The sequence below is a fragment of the Acinetobacter sp. 3657 genome (assembly GCF_031456775.1).
Classification (GTDB): Bacteria; Pseudomonadota; Gammaproteobacteria; order Pseudomonadales; family Moraxellaceae; genus Acinetobacter.
In genome coordinates, this window is record NZ_JAVDVH010000001.1 from 36,143 (window position 1) to 53,089 (window position 16,947).

Sequence of the window (16,947 nt, forward strand, 5' to 3'; positions counted from 1 at the left end):
CAGGATTTAGAATAAGTTACCAAAGAATAATTTAATATGATCAATCATACGTGCAAAGAAACCTGCTTCTTCGATCGGTTTTAACGCAACAAGTGGTTTTTCAGCAATCACTTTACCATCAAGGCTAGCAACCAACTTTCCAATGACTTGACCTTGAGCCAGAGGTGCATTGAGTTGTGGTTGTACCACGAGCTGAGTTTTGATTTTATCAGCTTGTCCTTTTGGCATGGTGACATTGAAGTTTTCAGCTAAGCCAATTTGAACGTCATCTTCTTTACCAAACCAAACTTTTGCTTTGGCAATGGCTTGGTTAGCAGGCTGCACATTTGCAGTTTCAAAGTTTGCAAAGCCCCAAGAAAGGAGCGCACGCGTTTGATTGGCACGTTCGTTCATGCTTGGTGTGCCGAAGATCACTGAAATCAAGCGCATTGGACCACGTTTACTTGAGGTGGTTAAACAGAATCCTGCTTCATTGGTATGACCTGTTTTTAAACCATCTACACTTGGGTCAGTGTAAAGCAGCGCATTACGGTTACCTTGTTTAATACCGTTATAGGTAAACTCTTTTTCTGAATAAATCGGATAGTATTTTGAGCTATCCTTAATGATATGTTGCGCCAAGATCGCCATATCTTTTGCAGTCGAGTAATGACCTTCAGCAGGCATACCTGTTGAGTTGATAAAGTTGGTATTGGTCATGCCAAGACGTTTAGCTTCTTGGTTCATCATATGAGCAAATGTACCTTCATTGCCCGCGATATGTTCAGCCATTGCTTTTGATGCATCATTACCAGATTGAACAATGATGCCACGCAGCATTTCAAGCACAGTTGCAGAACCATTTAATGGGACATACATACATGACTCAGCACTACTTCCACGACACCATGCCGATTCGTTCATGCGGACCTGTTCTTCTTCGGTCAGTTTGCCTTGAAGTAATTTTTGTTCAATGATGAAACTGGTCATCATCTTGGTCATCGAGGCAGGTGCAAGTTTTTCATTTTCATTTTTTGCAGCGAGGATCTGACCTGTTTCATAATCCATTAATACATAGGATTTATTATTTAATTCTGGTGGAGCAGATAGGACAGTTGCTGCATATGAAAAGCTTGGCAAAAGTAGTAATGCAGCAATAGCGCTTTTTCTAGTCATTCTAGGTGGTTCCAATATCTTGTATGGTACGGATGAGCCTAGCATTTTAGGATAAAGCAAAGCCGACTTCTATGGGGGAAGTCGGCTTTTTCATACAGTATTGTAACTAATACATATCGGGGACTTTTATTTGCTCATACCTGATACGTTGATGCGGTTATTTTGAATTAATAATTTCGAACATCTTCGCAAATTTGACGATTCTTTTCATCCGCGGCAGCTTTGGCATCTTTACGCGCTTCGACGAGGAATTTTTGGAAATCTTTTGCTTTTGCACGTTTATTTAGGGCGTCAACGGCTTTAGATTCTTTTGGTAAATATTCTTTGACCAAGCGTTCGTAGCCTTGTGTAAACTTCTTATCTTCGTCAATTAAACTTGGACAAATTTCAGAAAGCACATAAATTGCAGCTAACTCTTCTTGCGTTGTTGTTTGCGACATAGGAGTCACTTCAATGTTTTCTGACTCATGTTTTGCATTTGCTGCATATGCAACTGGTGTTAAAGCACTTGAGGCAATAAGCAATGATAAACCTAGTGTTTTAAAAACATTTTTCTTCATAACAAACCAAACTCAAATTAAGACTTAAACAATTTGAATAACTTATAGCATAGAAGAAAAATAAAATTGTATATTTGCTGTAGGGAAAGTGGAGGAAATGTGGTTTTAAAGACTCGGTGTGTTAAACCGCTGCGGCACTTTAATAATTGATTCATCTTCGAAAATTAAAGAGTTTAATCGCTAGGTTGAGTTGCTTTTGGTCTTGGCTTGACTTGCGATTTATTCTACGACATGATTAAAAAACAATCAAAATATAACGTCTGATGAGACTAACTTTTCAGAATGTTTCAGCAGATGAGCAATCTAAATAATAAATATGTGGCGTTGTGGTCACTCTGCGCAAGCTTCGTTTTTCACAGCAGCAGACTTTGAGTCTAGTAGCTACGCAAGCCTGTTAGGGATCACAGGAGTGCTACTTGATAAGGAGCAGGATATGACGACCAAATTTGAGGGCGGGATTGACATCGCGCTGAAGTTACCACCACATCAATTCGAAGCGACTGTTGCTTTTTATCGTGATGTTATCGGTCTAAAGCAAATTACAGAAAAGGGAGCGGACGTAGGCTTCGAATTCGGTCCAGTCAAATTGTGGATTGATATCGCGCCAGAGATGAGCCAAGCCGAGATTTGGCTAGAACTATTTACGGATGATTTTACTAAGGCCGCTAAATATCTTAGTGATGCTGGTGTTGTTCGTTGCGATGCAATTGAACCATTGCCAGAAGGGTTCCGAGGGGGATGGATTACAAATCCAGCCAACATTATTCATATGGTTCGTGAGCCAGATGCTTGGTAATTTCATTGTATTTTTAAGTTGCCAGAGTTGAACTAAATGTGGTTTTAAATCGACCTCTATCATCATTATTTGCCCTTTTATTTCTCCTATGAGGTGAAATAAAAGGGATGTATGCATGTATGAAAGAAGTTTAATATTTAAAACCACAAATAGACGATTCTATTACGATTCAAAATCTACGACTTCTTGGCACACTGTCTTTTGCTCAGCTCGGTCAACTTCTTTTGTCGCTTCTCGTGCATCTTTTAACAAATCTTTGAACTCGGCATCTTGCTGCAAGCTTTCAAGTGAAGCTGATTTGTCTGAATAGCCACTTAAGTAAGACGCTATGATGGTTTTAATGTTCTGGTCGAACTGGGCATTTTTACCGATCAATTTTGGACACATTTCGATCAGCACTTGCGCATTGGCGATATCATCTTTGATCAATGCATTTGCTTCTTGAACTGAAACCGCTTCATTTGCATAAATTGCTTGCGCTGTTAAAAGTGAGAAAGCAACCCCAAAAACTCGAATAAATTTAGATAAATGTCTCATGATTGTATAAATTTCTAATACTATGAAGTAATAAATATATATAATTCAATGAATAATTCAATTGAAAAAACTGTGTAGTAGACGGGCTATTGACATGCTATCAATACATGGTTGAAGTAGCAGCAAGCGCGAATGAGAGAGACTGGATTTTAGTGAATATTTTAATTGCAAATGATGATGGTGTATTCGCACCTGGGCTCCAAGCTTTGGCTTTAGCATTAAAACCTTTAGGTCGAGTTGTTGTGGTTGCCCCTGAAAGTGAGCGGAGTGGTTACTCAAGTGCATTGACCTTAGATCGTCCTTTACGTCCTATTCAGATTTCCGAAGATGTTTGGGCGGTGAATGGCACACCTGCAGATTGTGTTTATTTATCCACCAATGGGCTTTTTGATTTCGAATTTGATCTGGTGGTCAGTGGTATCAATAATGGAGCGAATTTGGGTGATGATGTTTTATATTCAGGCACTGTGGGCGCAGCGTTTGAAGGGCGCTTAATGAAACATCCTGCTATTGCAGTTTCATTAGCAGGAGCAAATGTACGCGCATACGACCACCCTCAACAATATGCACAAGCAGCACAGTGGGTGCATGATTTTATTGCTCAAGGCTTGCCAATTTTACCGCCACGTCATATTTTCAATATTAATATTCCTGATGTTAAACAGATCAAGGGCACTCAAATTACTTATCAGGGACGCAGAGCGCAGTCAAAACCGATTAGTAGTCATGTTGACCCACGGGGGCGTCAAGTTTATTGGATCGGTCTAGCCGGTGAGGCAGTAACTGATCCTCAACAAGCTTCGAGTCAGATTCAGTCAGACTTCTTTGCTGTTTCAAGTGGATATGTCAGTGTCACACCTATTCAAATGGATGCAACCAATTACACAGTGTTAGATAATTTGCATAATCATGTGAATGGTAAATAACTTGAATGTTATAACTTTGTGAAGATCGTGCGTGAATGCTCGTTTTTTCTCACTTTTTTGGTACTCTAAGGCGCAAATAGATTAAGGATTTTTCGATGAGGGCGAAGATGCACTTAAACCATGTCTCGATTTTTCATTCACAAAAAATGATCAAAACAATCGTATTGTCTATGGCGGTTGCAACAGCGGCTGTTGTAACAGGTTGTGCATCTAAACCACAGGTGAGCGGTGGTGCAAGTTATACACACGCACCCAACTATTATACTGTTCGCTCTGGTGATACTTTGAGTGGTATCGCAAATCGTTATGGCATGAATTATTTAGATATTGCTGCGCTCAATGATATTGCGCCGCCATATCGAATTTATGTCAACCAATCATTGCGCTTGAAAGGTTCAGCTGCGCAGCGGACTACATCGACGCAAGCGATGGCGCAAACAGCTCCGATTCAGCGTCAAAGTGTCAATTTACCGACCCAACGACCTGTTAGTCCACCAACCCAAACAGTTACACCACCGACCCAACGACCTGTTGTTCCAGTCGTGCCTGTCAACCCGCCATCTACTTTAGCCTCTGGCTTACGTTGGGTTAAACCATCAAATGGTCCAATTATTCAAACTTTTAATTTGGCAAGTAATGTAAAAGGCACACGTTACGGTGGCAATGTAGGTGATCCAATCTTTGCTGCTGCAAATGGTCAAGTGGTCTATGCTGCGGATGGCTTGAAAGAATATGGCAATTTGGTCTTGGTTAAACATGTTGATGGTTATATTACTGCCTACGCGCACAACAGCAAAATGTTGGTCAAGAGCGGCGACAATGTGACTGCTGGACAAAAAATTGCAGAGATGGGTTCTTCAGGGGCATCACGTGTCATGTTGGAGTTCCAAGTACGGTTGGATGGTAAGCCAGTTAACCCAACAACAGTACTCCCTAACTAGTTTCATAACGTAAACAAACCCTCAACAAATTGTTAATAATCTCTAGTCTAACAATAGACTTCTCTGTATACTTATTATGTTTGCTTTTATTAGAACAATAAGCATATTAATAAATTGAGAGGGAAGTTTATGTTAGATCAATTGCGTGCAATGGGGGTTTTTGCTTGCGTTGTAGAAAAAAGCTCTTTTAGCGGAGCCGCCCGGGATTTAGGAATAACAACAAGTGCGGTCAGTCAACAAATTCGTTCATTAGAACAAGAAATGGATGTCACATTACTTCATCGCTCAACAAGAAAACTCAGTCTTACAGAGGCTGGACAGGCATTCTTTTTTAGTTGCCAAGAAATGTTGGCTGCGGCTGAGCGTGGCAAAATTAGAATCAATGAGTTGCGTGATGATTTGGTCGGCGATTTACGTATTGCAACTACGCCTGAGCTAGGTGCATTACATGTCGTTCCAGCACTTTCTCATTGGATGTCAGCGCATAAGGGTCTAGCTGTTCATTTTGAAGCAGACCATCGCTATATTGATTTGATTGAAGAACGTATTGATATTGCGATACGTATGAGTTTAAAAGTTGATGATCCCCAACTAACGATTGTTCCTTTAGCGCGTGTCGATCAGGTTTTAGTTGCATCGCCTAGCTATTTGAACCAAGCACCCTCAATTACTCATCCGCAAGATTTATGTCATCATGAATTATTGCCCATTACTTTGATGCAAAACGTTCAGCACTTTTCATTTCGTCATGGTTTAAGTGGTGATGTCGTGAATGTTGATATGAAAACACGTTTGGGCACAAATAATGTTTTTGTAGCGAAATCACTGTGTCAACAGGGGCTTGGGATCGCGCGTATTTTATATATGGATGTTCAAAAAGAACTGATCAGCGGTTCGTTGGTTGAAATCTTACCAGATTGGCAACTGCCTGTTTATACCTTACAAGCACTCACATCCAAACGTGAACAATATCCAGTAAAAGTACATCGTTGTATTGATGCACTTAAACAGTATTTTGCTCAACTACCCGGTGGACGTTCCTTACAGGGTGTTGCTTAAGGCGATTGAAATTTCATAGCTTCGAGATTTAAAAAAAGCCATGCTCCTCAAGGGAACATGGCTTTTTCTTTATTTACGTCGCTTTTTAGTGAAGGGTTTGAGTGTTTTAGTCTCGGCTAAAACCTCCTCAGATGCTTTAGTTGTACTGGTGTCTTTCTTGCTTTTTTTCCGCTTTTTCTTTTTCTTTGGTGTTTCATCCTCAACGGCATCACCATCTTCGATCGCTTGCCAATATTCCAGTTGTTCCATTACGGCAGCATAGATGGAGTTTTTACTATATCTTCCTTTCTTGTCTAATGTCCCCACTGGGCGCGCCATTAAGATCTCTAAGGCTTGATCAATGGTATCAATCGCATGTACATGGAATTGACCCGCTTGAACAGCCTCACTTACGTCTTGACGTAGCATCAGATGTTGCATATTTTGGCGTGGAATAATCACCCCTTGTTTGCCAGTTAGACCTTGCAACTTACATGCATCATAGAAACCTTCAATTTTGGCATTGACACCACCAATGGGTTGAACTTGACCAAGTTGGTTCATCGACCCTGTAATTGCCCAAGATTGATCAATTGGGATCTGGCAGATCGCCGAGATTAAAGCTGACAATTCCGCAACGGTGGCACTGTCACCATCGACTTGTCCATAGCTTTGTTCAAAAGCGAGTGCCGCAGAGAAATGTAGAATTTGCTCACGCCCAAAATGTGCTTTGAGGAAACTAGACATTAGCAACACACCTTTGGCATGAAGTGAGCCACCTAACTCTACGCTACGTTCAATATCTAGAATATCGCCGCCACCTTGGTAAACTGAAGCAGTGAGGCGAGAAGGCAAGCCAAATTCAACATCAGCGTAGTGAATCACGGAGAGGGCATTGATTTGACCTAGACGATGTCCTGAGGTTTCGATCAATTGCGTGCCACGCGATAAATCCTGCCAGTACAGCTCACGGAGATAGCCCAAGCGATATTGGCGATGATGCAGGGCTTGATTGACGTGATGATTGGTGACTAGCTTGTCATCCGCTTTAAAAGCATGGTGATGGGCTTCTCGAATGAGATCACCAAGTGTTGAAGCATGTAATGACAAGGAGCTTTGATCTTCAGCTTGGCGACTAGAGTCTGTCAACAATGCGGCCAACGCAGAACGATCAAAGGGCAATAGCTTATCTGCTTGAACATAGTCGGCGATCAATTGCATGTAAGCCTGTTCGTTACTGTCATTACGTTGTAATGTATCTGTGAAGTCAGCACGAATCTTAAAGACACTACCAAGCTCAGGCTCTATTTCTAAAATTTCATAATAAATTTCAGGTTCTGCCAGTAAAACCACTTTAATATCTAAAGGAACTGCCGCGGGTTCAATCGAAATGCTACCTGTTAAAGTCAGCATGTGTTCCAAAGACGAAAGCTTGAGTTTTCCTGATTTTAAGGCACGTTTTAAACCTTGCCATGCGTACGGTTGTTCAAGTAAATGCTCAGCTTCGAGTAATAGAAAACCACCATTGGCGCGATGCAATGAACCAGGACGGATCAAAGTGAAATCTGTGGTAATAGTGCCATTATGGGTTAACTGTTCGACATGACCCAATAAATTGTAATGGGTTGGGAAGTCTTCAAAAATGACAGGCGCACCACTGTTTGGCTTGTTTGATGTAATTACATTTGCTTGATAGCGCGCAGGCACGCGATTGAATAAAGCAGGGGTAAAATCATCTTCCTCTTGTTCTAAAATAAGCTCAACATTATTAATAATGTCATCAGCATATTGTTTTAAGTATTGTTCGAGATGTTCGACCTCTTTATGTCGGCTTAGAATCTGGTTGATCCTTGGCATTACTACTTGCGCTGCAATGTCTCGATTTAAGGTCGAAACTTGATCCCGTGCGTCATCCTCTAAATCGCCTAAGTGTAGACCTAAACGTTCTAGTTTTTTCTCCATATAGCGGAGATTTGATTTGATATCCGCTCGTTCTTGGCTGGTGAGCGTATTTAGGTCATCTTGTGTTAACTCGTGATATTCATCATTTTTGAGTAACATCGGAATAAAGACATGTTTGTCATTACGAGAAATGAGCTTTAAATCCAGTTCTTCACCTTCTTTGGTGAGTTCAACCAATGCCTGTTGTTGTACTTCGCCTGTGTCTTGGCGAATGCGCTCAATACGATTGTGATAACTCTCTGCGCTAAAGCGACGTTCCAATTGCTTTAAGCTGATTTGCCATGCTTGTTGTAGTGCATTTTGGAACTTTGTACCTTGACCTGCAGGAAAACGCAAAGCAAGCGGCTGTCTTGGGTTTTTGAAATTATTAACATAGACCCAATCATCAGGAGTCGGCATGGTTTTGGCGTGTTGCTGTAGTAAACGTTTAATCATGGTACGTTTACCCAGTCCAGCTGTTCCCACTGCAAAAATGTTATAACCCGAATAAGGGAGTGAAATCCCAGCCTCAACTGAAGCACGCGCACGATCTTGACCTAAAAAGTTATTTAGCGGTTTTATGCGTTTAGTAGAGCTTGGGATTTTGGCTAAATCTGGAATATGCGTTAGTTGGTCAGCGCGCAAAGCTGTATTTATCAGTGTTGGTTGTATATCGGGTTGTTCAAAAGCATTTGGAAAAATATTGGTATTTGCTTTAATCGTGTTTGTTGGTGTTAGAGATAAAGTTGTTGCAGTCATTTGGTCGAGTTTTTGGGTCACTATTGCTATCCAACAAAGAAACGAAAGTTAAGTAATTAAAGGTATACAGTTTTGGGTCTAAAGATCAAGCGAACTTGTGTTTTTTATCGACAAAACAAAACAATGATTGCATAAAGCAACTTGCAAGCTGAGGCAAGAAACGATTGAATAGGCACATTTGAACATTTTGGAAAATAATAAGCAATGACGACTCAAGCCTCTGGTTGGGCGGCTGCATTTAAAGCATTTTTAGATCGCCGTGCGCTGATTATGTTTTTTCTTGGTTTTTCAGCAGGTATACCGATCCTTTTAATTTTTTCTAGCTTATCTTTATGGCTAGGAGAGGCTGGTATTGATAAAACTGCGGTGACGTTTTTTAGTTGGGCGGCATTGGGCTACTCATTTAAATTTGTTTGGGCGCCATTGATTGATGAGTTGCCAGTTCCATTTTTGACCAAAACATTAGGTCGTCGCCGTGCTTGGCTGTTGATTGCACAATGTCTCATTATTTGTGCGATTTGTATTATGGCTTTTTCTGACCCTGCACTGGGGCAAAGCTATTTAATTCAAATGGCAGCAGGTGCGGTATTGTTAGGCTTCTCTGCGGCAACTCAAGATATTGTGATTGATGCATATCGTATTGAGTTGGCTGAAACAGAAATGCAAACAGTATTGGCATCGACTTATAATGCAGGCTATCGTATTGGGATGATCGTTGCAGGTGCAGGTGCTTTATTCTTGGCTGCTTATTTGGGTACAGCTAAAGGCAACTATATCTACGAAGCTTGGAAATATACCTATTTGACCATGGCTGCTGTCATGGTGATCGGGATTGTAACCACACTGGTCGTACGTGAGCCACTAGTCAATCGTATTTATAAAAACTATAAGAAAACAGATTATTACCGTTTGGTGTTTGTCTTTTTTATCGCAGTCGCCACATTTGTGCTGACTTATATCTATTCTGGTCAACTTACACAGGCTTTGATTCAAGCAACAGCGATTAAAGACACAGCAGCATTATTTGGCTTAGAAGCTTTGCGGTTTTTAACAGCCACAGCCTGTGCTTTATTGATCGGTTTTGGACTGGTCAAAATGGGTGTTGTAAACCAACAGATGGCGAAAGAAACATGGGTCGCGCCGATTCTAGATTTCTTTAAACGTTATGGCGTGAAACTCGCGTTGGTGTTGTTATTGCTTATCGGCTTTTTCCGAATCTCTGACATTATCGCAGGGGTAATTTCCAATGTGTTCTATCAAGACTTGAACTTTAGTAAAGAGCAGATTGCTGAAGCAGTTAAAGTTTATGGTGTCTTGTTTAGCTTAGTTGGTGGTTTCTTAGGTGGTTTGCTGGCACAACGAATGAATATCATGAAGTTGATGTTTATCGGTGCAGTGCTTGCAAGTTCAACCAATTTGATTTTTATTGGCTTAGTAAAATCTGGAAAACCATTAGATCAGGTTCATGTCCAAGTCGGCAACCAGTCTTATCAAGTACCAACGGATGAAGTGGGTTTCTGGAAGTTACAAGTGCCACCCGCTGTTTTGAGTGAAGCGAACAAAGTTGAAGTCACTGCATCTTATCTCGATAAAGTGCATGAAAAACCGATCTCGATTTCACAACCTTATTTGGTTGGAGATGCACAAAAACCACAAATTCAGATGTTGCCCATCACTAGTAATAATGAAATCACTCTACATGAGCAATCGGGTAGTATCGTGGTGAGAGGACAGTATTTTGGTGAGCCATTAACCGCGACACAAAAAATTGTGGTTGATTTGGATGGTCAAAACTTTGATGCAAAACTAGATCGAAATGGTGTTTTTAGCACCGTGATTGAAGCGAAACAATTGCTTTCTTCGCCATCTAAGCAACTTGATGTTACGGTGTTGGATGGCGATCAGTCGATATTATCTATATCGCATGGTTATCAGTCGAATACTAACCACAGCATTGGAAATGAAATTGATGTGAATATTGATCCTTTACCACTGATTAATCCTCAGTCTACTCAAGATGTCGAAATCAAGGGTAAAGTCATTAAACAGTATAGTTCTTTGTGGTTGTATTTTGCGATTGTGGTGGATAATCTTGCTGCAGGTTTGGCTGGCGCAGCATTTATTGCGTTCTTATCGAGCCTAACCAGTGTTTCTTTTACTGCGGTTCAATATGCTATTTTTAGTTCATTAATGACATTAACACCGAAATTATTGGGTGGCTATTCGGGCACGATGGTCAGCAATATGGGCTACCCGAATTTCTTTTTAATGACGACTTTGATTGGGGTACCAATTTTAATCCTCGTGGTTTGGGTTGCAAAGCTGTTACGCGAGCATGAAAAACCATCAACACAACAGACAGGTGAATAACGATGCGCATGTTACATACGATGCTACGTGTAGGTAATTTAGAACAATCTTTAAAGTTCTACACTGAGGTACTTGGTATGAAATTGCTACGCCAACGCGACTATGAAGAAGGGCGTTTTACCCTTGCTTTTGTTGGCTATGGCGATGAAGAAAACAATACCGTACTTGAGTTAACTCACAATTGGGATACTTCGAGCTATGAGCTTGGTAATGCTTATGGACACATCGCGATTGGTGTAGAAGATGCTTATAAGGCATGTGAAGACATCAAAGCGCGTGGCGGAAAAGTGGTGCGTGAAGCAGGTCCTATGAAGGGCGGTGTAACGGTTATCGCTTTTGTTGAAGACCCAGATGGTTATAAGATTGAGTTAATTCAACAGGATCAAAATGCACGTAATAACTAATTTGAATTCATCTTAAGCTGAAGATTTCTCATTTAAAAGCGCTAGCATTATTTATATAGCCCAGTATGATATGTCGATCAAATGGTCAACAATATTGTATTGGGCTTTATTGTAATTAGTGGGTGAGTAGGAATAAGATATGTTCAAAATTTTGGCATTGGATCGTTTTACATTACTCTTGGTTGCGATGGTTGTACTTGCAACATTTTTACCAGTTTCAGGCCAGATTGCATCTTATTTTAATATTCTCACAACCGTTGCTATTGCGATACTTTTCTTCTTACACGGTGCAAAGTTGTCGCGTGAAGCTGTGGTTGAAGGCATGTTGCATTGGAGAATGCATGCTCTCGTCTTTGCGTTTACCTTTCTACTTTTCCCAGCAATCGGCCTCATGGCCCGACCAATCTTAGAGCCGCTTTTGGGACAGCAGTTGTATTGGGGTTTTCTGTTTATGTGCTTTCTGCCATCAACAGTACAATCTTCGATTGCATTTACCTCGATGGCCAAAGGCAATGTCGCAGGTGCTGTGTGTAGTGCATCATTTTCCAATATCATTGGTATGATTATTACCCCTATTTTAGTCAGCTATTTTATTCTTGGACAAAGCCAACATGGTTTTGATCCAACCCAGTCAATTATTCAAATCACACTATTATTATTGGTTCCATTTATATTAGGTCAAATATTACGCCCTTATATTTTTCCTGCAATGCTCAAACGACCAAGTTTGGTCAAGGTCTTTGATCAAGGCTCTATTTTAATGGTGGTTTATGGGGCGTTCAGCAGTGCCGTGGTTGCTGGGTTGTGGCAGCAAGTGAGTGGGTTAACACTATTGTATTTGATCCTTGCATGCTCAGTTTTGCTCACCATTGTGATGCTATTGGCTTTCTATCTACCAAAGTGGCTTGGTTTTAATCAAGCGGATCAAGCGACAATTTTCTTTTGCAGTTCAAAGAAGACTTTGGCGAGTGGGGTGCCTATGGCGCAAATTTTATTTATAGGACAACCTTTAGGCATGATTGTTTTACCAATTATGATCTTTCATCAAATCCAGTTGATGGTTTGTGGGATAATTGCCAATCATTGGTCGAAAACAAGACAAGAATAATTCGCTAAATCTATTTTGTTGGCGTATAATGCTCGGCACTTGTTGGCTTTGCTCTGACCTTTAGAGTCTCGGTGAGTCAAAAGAAATGGTCTGTTGTGGTGTTGATCTGCAAGTGTAAAACACTTTGCTTTCCTCATTTTGAGAGTGATCAATTGCGATAACAGCTTAAGCCTTTCTTACTAATTAGGAGCATCGAGCATGCGCGCCGATATTCATCCAAAATACCAAACTTTAGTTGCTACTTGTTCATGTGGTAACGTTATTGAAACTAAATCTGCTTTAGGTAAAGAAACGCTTTATCTTGACGTATGTTCAGCTTGCCACCCATTCTATACTGGTAAACAAAAGAATGTGGATACTGGCGGCCGTATCGACAAATTCAAACAACGTTTTTCTGGTATGTCACGTTCTATCAAACGTTAATATCAAGAAAACAAAAAACGGGCAATATGCCCGTTTTTTTGTGTCTGTATTTTTTAAATCTCTCCCAACCTTCCTTTTAAAAAGAGAGGAGAAGTCCCCCTTTATCAAAGGGGGATTCTAAAAGTATTTAATAGATCAATTACATACTAGGGGGGGTTATTGATCTTGTACGTCAGTTAAACGATCAAGTTTCTTCTGAAAGTAATTGCCTTGTAAGAAACGACTCTCTACATTCCATGCATTTGCAAATAAGTTCATGTCATTTAATTCATTTAAGAATATTTCAACAGGTTTCTGGGCAATGAAATGCAGTACCTTTTCTTGTAAAGCGACCATCTCTTTATCTGATGCGAGCATTTTCGATAATGACGGGTGAAAACTGACGTATTGGGTGTCAATTTGCTGAAGAATCGTATCGCTATAAATAGAGTTGCCAAAACCACGAATAGCAACCTCAGCACCATATTGGCGAAGTAAAGCGATTTGCGGCTGTGCCTGTGTTAGGTTCTGTTGCAGAGCTTGCTCGGAGAACTGCAAAATAATTGGATGGGCTTGTTTGCTTCCAATAATGGTCAATAATTTTGCAACTAATTCAGGAAGCTTTTTATCACTTAATAGGATGTGATGGTTCAGATTGATAATCAGTTTTGCTTTTGGATATTGGGTAATGAAATTATGTAATTGTTTACATGCTTCTACCAATATCCAGCGGTCTAATTGAACGGACAGCTCAGGATCATCTTTTAAATCAGCAAGATCGCTTAAATCCTGCCATTGGTTATTATGTATAAACCCACTGGAAACTTCGTAGGTATGGGTGTATTGATCTTGTTTGTCATAAGTTTGCTGATATTTTAGATGAATATCACCTGTATCTAATTTCTGTTTTAGTTCTTGTAATAGGCTGATTTGAACCGTTTTAGGGATATGTTCAGTGGTTAAACCGATATTGGTATCAATCTTCGGCGTGTTAAAGACAGGTAGCGCCAGTAAGAATGCTTTAGAAAGTATGCGTTCAAAATGAGCTTCGTCTGGAATCTGTTTGGTCAGTTCACAATAGCCCAATTTTAAATGTAATGGGAAGTTGTATTGTTCAGTGATCAGTAGTTGTGGCTTTTGTAGACCATTCAAACTAATCAATAACGAGTTTAATACCACTTTGGATTCTGCTTGGAATAAAGCCACATAAAGTGCAGTATCGACTTGATATACAGGAACGCTCACTTGTTCTTTAATGAAGTTTGGAATATTGGAGAAATAGGCTTTTGTCGCGTGCCAATCCTTTTGAAAAACTTCATTTGGACAGTTATTTAGACTAAAGAGTACCAGTGCATTTGAATTGGCTGGGTGGTTTGTGAGTTGGCGGTTAATTTGTTGGAAGGCATTAAACAAACTCGAGCTCTTTTCAGTTGCTGTGGTATTTGGAGCCGTAGCAGCTACAGATTGTTGTGTTGTCTCACATTCAATATTGAGTTGGATTTCATCTTCATTGCCAGAAGGGAGGAACTCAACGTGTAGCGGATTATTTTTTATGACTGGATTCTGAGTAAGTAGTTCAAAGCGTGCTTGTTCAAACTGCCCCTGTGAAATTTTCTTGAAACGTAACTTAAACTGACTCAAATCTTCAGGCTGTAAAACATCAAGAATCGGTAAACCAACTAGATCGTCTGCACGGTCAAAACCAAATAGCGTTGCGTATTCAGCATTTACTTCGATATGAATACCTTCTTGTAAGATCGCAACGGCTTTGTGGCTTTCTGCAACTAGAGATTGGGCTTGGGTTTGAGCTGCTTCTAATTCACTTAATAAACGATGCTCAGCTTGAACCAAACGACTATAGGAAAGTGTGCGAACGATGTTGATGTAAAACTTTTCTGGGGATTCAAGATTCAAGACATCATAAATACCTTTATGAATATAGGTCTGATATTGTTCAGCCTGATAATCATCTGGCTCAAGTAATAAAACCGGTAAGCTAGGCTGTGCTGAGGCTTGAATGAGCGATAGGGTTTGTTCAATCTTTAAATCGTATGCACGACCAAAAATTACAATATCCCAAGCTAAGTTCAGTTGCTTTTCAAATGCTTTAAGGTCATCAAGTAGGGTTGCTTGAATTTGATGATCTTGAGCCGCAAATAATGCCGAAATTTGATTATACCGTAATTGATTATCATCAATGATGAGTAAACGAGTTTCAGTCCGTTTTAGTTTTTTAGAGAGTAAAGAATTTCTCACTTCAATGCTTCCCATAAGTCTTGATCAATTTTATCCATATTTTTTTGTGCCATAAATCGACGAAGAACAGGTTGTTCTTCATCATTTAGTAGTTCAAATTCGAACTGAACAAAACTTTGGGTAATGAGTTGCGCGTTTAATAAATACACTTTGACTTCCTCTTTCCCCAATCTTAAATGAACAGCTTGGTGTTCCCGAAAAATTTGCGAACCTGGTAATATTAAAGTTGTTTTGGTTTCATCCAAATTTTGGTTTTTTAATAAAAGTGCTGGATGGTAATTACTGATATGCAGATCGGCTTGGATGCGTGCAGCACAAGGGAAAATTTCTTGTGCTAGTACTTCCAAACCCAGTTCTAAGCTTTTCTCCGAGGACTGTTTGAGCCAGCGAATCACACCACCACGCCAATGTCCATGTGAGGTTTCTTTGACGAGAATATATTCACCTGTTCTTAAGTTCTTGGGTGCATCTCCAGACCACTTAATACGATAACCATTGACACTAATATCCAATATATCTGCCTGATATACCGTTTTACTTTCACGGTTTAAGCGCTGAATCGCAGATTCTTGGTTTTCTGTTGTGTTCTTTTTGTCCCACGCCGACATGAACCTTGATTCATTCTGTAGTCCATAACTATGATCTAAAAACAATGTTTCTGAAAAGTTCTTTGCTTTGGAAAGATAAAAATGTGCGGTCAAAAGACCAAAACAAATATGCAGTTGAGCGTTGTATTCATAACGTTCATGGCGACGCTCTGCGATGGTTCCTAAAATCGTCTGCACATGAAATTTTAAAGCAGGGGTGAGATAGACCTTTTCATTTTTGGATACGTATTCCGCATTTTTATGCAGAGTGGCCGTGACATGATCCAATAGGCTATGCGTACTAATAAAAATATTTGGTAGGAAACCAGAACTTTGCTTTTTATTATAAATCGGTGGGTGATCTTTGCTTGTATCGACCACATATTTGGTTAAGTCTGTTTCTTTGGGTAGAATTTGAACCATCTTCGCCCAGTCAAAACTACACTGGAACAGCGCTTGTATTTCAGATTGGCGAATTTGATTGGTATTAAAAATATCCATCAAAATGAGTTGGGCGTAGGCTTGAGAAATATTGCCTAATGAACTCGATGTCCCGTGAACTTGATCTAAGTTGGTATGGTGATATCTATGTGTAACAGCGGCATCATAGAGTTGATGTGCGATGAGCCATTGTCCTGCAACGGGTTCGCTATACAACATATGTTGTTGGTATAAGAGTTGGGTTAGTTGTTGTAAAGATTGAAACGTTGCCAGTGTTCTTGCTGTTTGCAAGTTCTTCTTTTGATTGAGTGCAAATATAGAGAACTTTTGCTGGTCTAACTGTTCATTGCTACGTCTTACAATATTGATATAAACCGCTGCAAAGTAGCAGCGCAATAACATCGCAAGTTCAATGATATGTTCATTGCGGTCAGAGCTAATCACACCTTGATTGAAAAAATTCTTTTCTAAACTGCCTAAAACATTTTCAATGGTCGGGTGTAGCACTTGGACTAAATCAAAACGCAAAGTTTCAGAACATTCTAACTCGCTCAGTTCTAATAATGCGGCAAAGAGTGCTTTGGATGTATCACCTAATTGCATGATGGATAGATTGGAAATCCATTCATTCAAACTTTTGGTGTTTGTGTCACAAAAACTCAGTTTGTCCCGTCTTAGTACAGTTGGAATTTGAAAAATATCCGAAAAAGCTGTGTTCATCATTGT

General features: G+C 40.0%; 14 protein-coding genes. 8 read left to right on the forward strand and 6 right to left on the reverse strand.

The genetic code is table 11. The annotated features are described in order from the left end of the window. Window positions 1-6 precede the first annotated feature (6 nt). Entirely contained in the window at window positions 7-1,155 is a 1,149-nt protein-coding gene (dacC, locus tag J2Y37_RS00175; RefSeq protein WP_005196215.1) for a D-alanyl-D-alanine carboxypeptidase PBP5/6, read from the reverse strand. A gap of 167 nt (window positions 1,156-1,322) precedes the next feature. Continuing rightward, window positions 1,323-1,715 carry a hypothetical protein gene (locus J2Y37_RS00180; protein WP_005196217.1) on the reverse strand — a complete coding sequence of 131 codons (393 nt, stop codon included), beginning with the start codon at window positions 1,713-1,715 and terminating at the stop codon, window positions 1,323-1,325. Between the two features lie 433 nt (window positions 1,716-2,148). On the opposite strand from J2Y37_RS00180, the gene J2Y37_RS00185 reads away from it, so the two are divergent. Then, entirely contained in the window at window positions 2,149-2,511 is a 363-nt protein-coding gene (locus tag J2Y37_RS00185) for a hypothetical protein (RefSeq protein WP_349031426.1), read from the forward strand. A gap of 162 nt (window positions 2,512-2,673) precedes the next feature. On the opposite strand, the gene J2Y37_RS00190 is transcribed toward J2Y37_RS00185, so the two are convergent. Then, entirely contained in the window at window positions 2,674-3,048 is a 375-nt protein-coding gene (locus J2Y37_RS00190; protein WP_349031427.1) for a hypothetical protein, read from the reverse strand. 107 nt (window positions 3,049-3,155) lie between these two features. On the opposite strand from J2Y37_RS00190, the gene surE reads away from it, so the two are divergent. The 3 genes from surE (at window position 3,156) to J2Y37_RS00205 (ending at window position 5,974) form a co-directional block, all read left to right on the forward strand. Continuing rightward, window positions 3,156-3,974, forward strand: a complete 819-nt coding sequence (surE, locus tag J2Y37_RS00195; protein ID WP_277602842.1) for a 5'/3'-nucleotidase SurE — start codon at window positions 3,156-3,158, stop codon at window positions 3,972-3,974. Window positions 3,975-4,069: 95 nt separating this feature from the next. Then, on the forward strand, window positions 4,070-4,915 hold the full coding sequence (locus J2Y37_RS00200) for a peptidoglycan DD-metalloendopeptidase family protein (RefSeq protein WP_349031428.1): 846 nt from the start codon (window positions 4,070-4,072) through the stop codon (window positions 4,913-4,915). A gap of 129 nt (window positions 4,916-5,044) precedes the next feature. Further along, window positions 5,045-5,974 carry a LysR family transcriptional regulator gene (locus J2Y37_RS00205; protein ID WP_349031429.1) on the forward strand — a complete coding sequence of 310 codons (930 nt, stop codon included), beginning with the start codon at window positions 5,045-5,047 and terminating at the stop codon, window positions 5,972-5,974. A gap of 69 nt (window positions 5,975-6,043) precedes the next feature. On the opposite strand, the gene J2Y37_RS00210 is transcribed toward J2Y37_RS00205, so the two are convergent. Then, window positions 6,044-8,674, reverse strand: coding sequence for an ATP-binding protein (locus J2Y37_RS00210; RefSeq protein ID WP_349031430.1), 2,631 nt, complete (start codon window positions 8,672-8,674; stop codon window positions 6,044-6,046). Between the two features lie 183 nt (window positions 8,675-8,857). On the opposite strand from J2Y37_RS00210, the gene J2Y37_RS00215 reads away from it, so the two are divergent. The 4 genes from J2Y37_RS00215 (at window position 8,858) to rpmE (ending at window position 12,958) form a co-directional block, all read left to right on the forward strand. Further along, window positions 8,858-11,023: an MFS transporter gene (locus J2Y37_RS00215; RefSeq protein WP_349031431.1), complete on the forward strand. Its 2,166-nt coding sequence runs from the start codon at window positions 8,858-8,860 to the stop codon at window positions 11,021-11,023. Between the two features lie 2 nt (window positions 11,024-11,025). Next, window positions 11,026-11,427 (forward strand): lactoylglutathione lyase, encoded by a 402-nt coding sequence (gene gloA / locus J2Y37_RS00220; protein ID WP_241323380.1) that lies wholly within the window; start codon window positions 11,026-11,028, stop codon window positions 11,425-11,427. A 139-nt stretch (window positions 11,428-11,566) separates the two neighbouring features. Continuing rightward, a complete protein-coding gene (locus tag J2Y37_RS00225; RefSeq protein ID WP_349031432.1) occupies window positions 11,567-12,535 on the forward strand; it encodes a bile acid:sodium symporter family protein in 969 nt (322 codons plus the stop codon). Window positions 12,536-12,733: 198 nt separating this feature from the next. Then, window positions 12,734-12,958, forward strand: a complete 225-nt coding sequence (rpmE, locus tag J2Y37_RS00230) for a 50S ribosomal protein L31 (RefSeq protein WP_004671881.1) — start codon at window positions 12,734-12,736, stop codon at window positions 12,956-12,958. A gap of 156 nt (window positions 12,959-13,114) precedes the next feature. Here rpmE and J2Y37_RS00235 read toward each other — a convergent pair whose 3' ends face one another. Together J2Y37_RS00235 and J2Y37_RS00240 are read right to left on the reverse strand one after the other, a co-directional pair. After that, window positions 13,115-15,193 carry an EAL domain-containing protein gene (locus J2Y37_RS00235; RefSeq protein ID WP_349031433.1) on the reverse strand — a complete coding sequence of 693 codons (2,079 nt, stop codon included), beginning with the start codon at window positions 15,191-15,193 and terminating at the stop codon, window positions 13,115-13,117. Then, window positions 15,190-16,944, reverse strand: a complete 1,755-nt coding sequence (locus J2Y37_RS00240; RefSeq protein WP_005196240.1) for a hypothetical protein — start codon at window positions 16,942-16,944, stop codon at window positions 15,190-15,192. Before J2Y37_RS00240 ends, J2Y37_RS00235 begins: the two co-directional genes overlap by 4 nt. Window positions 16,945-16,947: the final 3 nt, after the last annotated feature.

Coding starts and splice junctions, on each gene's coding strand:
- dacC (WP_005196215.1), bottom strand. CDS start 1,155: ATGACTAGAAAAAGCGCTATTGCTGCATTACTACTTTTGCCAAGCTTT.
- J2Y37_RS00180 (WP_005196217.1), bottom strand. CDS start 1,715: ATGAAGAAAAATGTTTTTAAAACACTAGGTTTATCATTGCTTATTGCC.
- J2Y37_RS00185 (WP_349031426.1), top strand. CDS start 2,149: ATGACGACCAAATTTGAGGGCGGGATTGACATCGCGCTGAAGTTACCA.
- J2Y37_RS00190 (WP_349031427.1), bottom strand. CDS start 3,048: ATGAGACATTTATCTAAATTTATTCGAGTTTTTGGGGTTGCTTTCTCA.
- surE (WP_277602842.1), top strand. CDS start 3,156: ATGGTTGAAGTAGCAGCAAGCGCGAATGAGAGAGACTGGATTTTAGTG.
- J2Y37_RS00200 (WP_349031428.1), top strand. CDS start 4,070: ATGAGGGCGAAGATGCACTTAAACCATGTCTCGATTTTTCATTCACAA.
- J2Y37_RS00205 (WP_349031429.1), top strand. CDS start 5,045: ATGTTAGATCAATTGCGTGCAATGGGGGTTTTTGCTTGCGTTGTAGAA.
- J2Y37_RS00215 (WP_349031431.1), top strand. CDS start 8,858: ATGACGACTCAAGCCTCTGGTTGGGCGGCTGCATTTAAAGCATTTTTA.
- gloA (WP_241323380.1), top strand. CDS start 11,026: ATGCGCATGTTACATACGATGCTACGTGTAGGTAATTTAGAACAATCT.
- J2Y37_RS00225 (WP_349031432.1), top strand. CDS start 11,567: ATGTTCAAAATTTTGGCATTGGATCGTTTTACATTACTCTTGGTTGCG.
- rpmE (WP_004671881.1), top strand. CDS start 12,734: ATGCGCGCCGATATTCATCCAAAATACCAAACTTTAGTTGCTACTTGT.
- J2Y37_RS00240 (WP_005196240.1), bottom strand. CDS start 16,944: ATGATGAACACAGCTTTTTCGGATATTTTTCAAATTCCAACTGTACTA.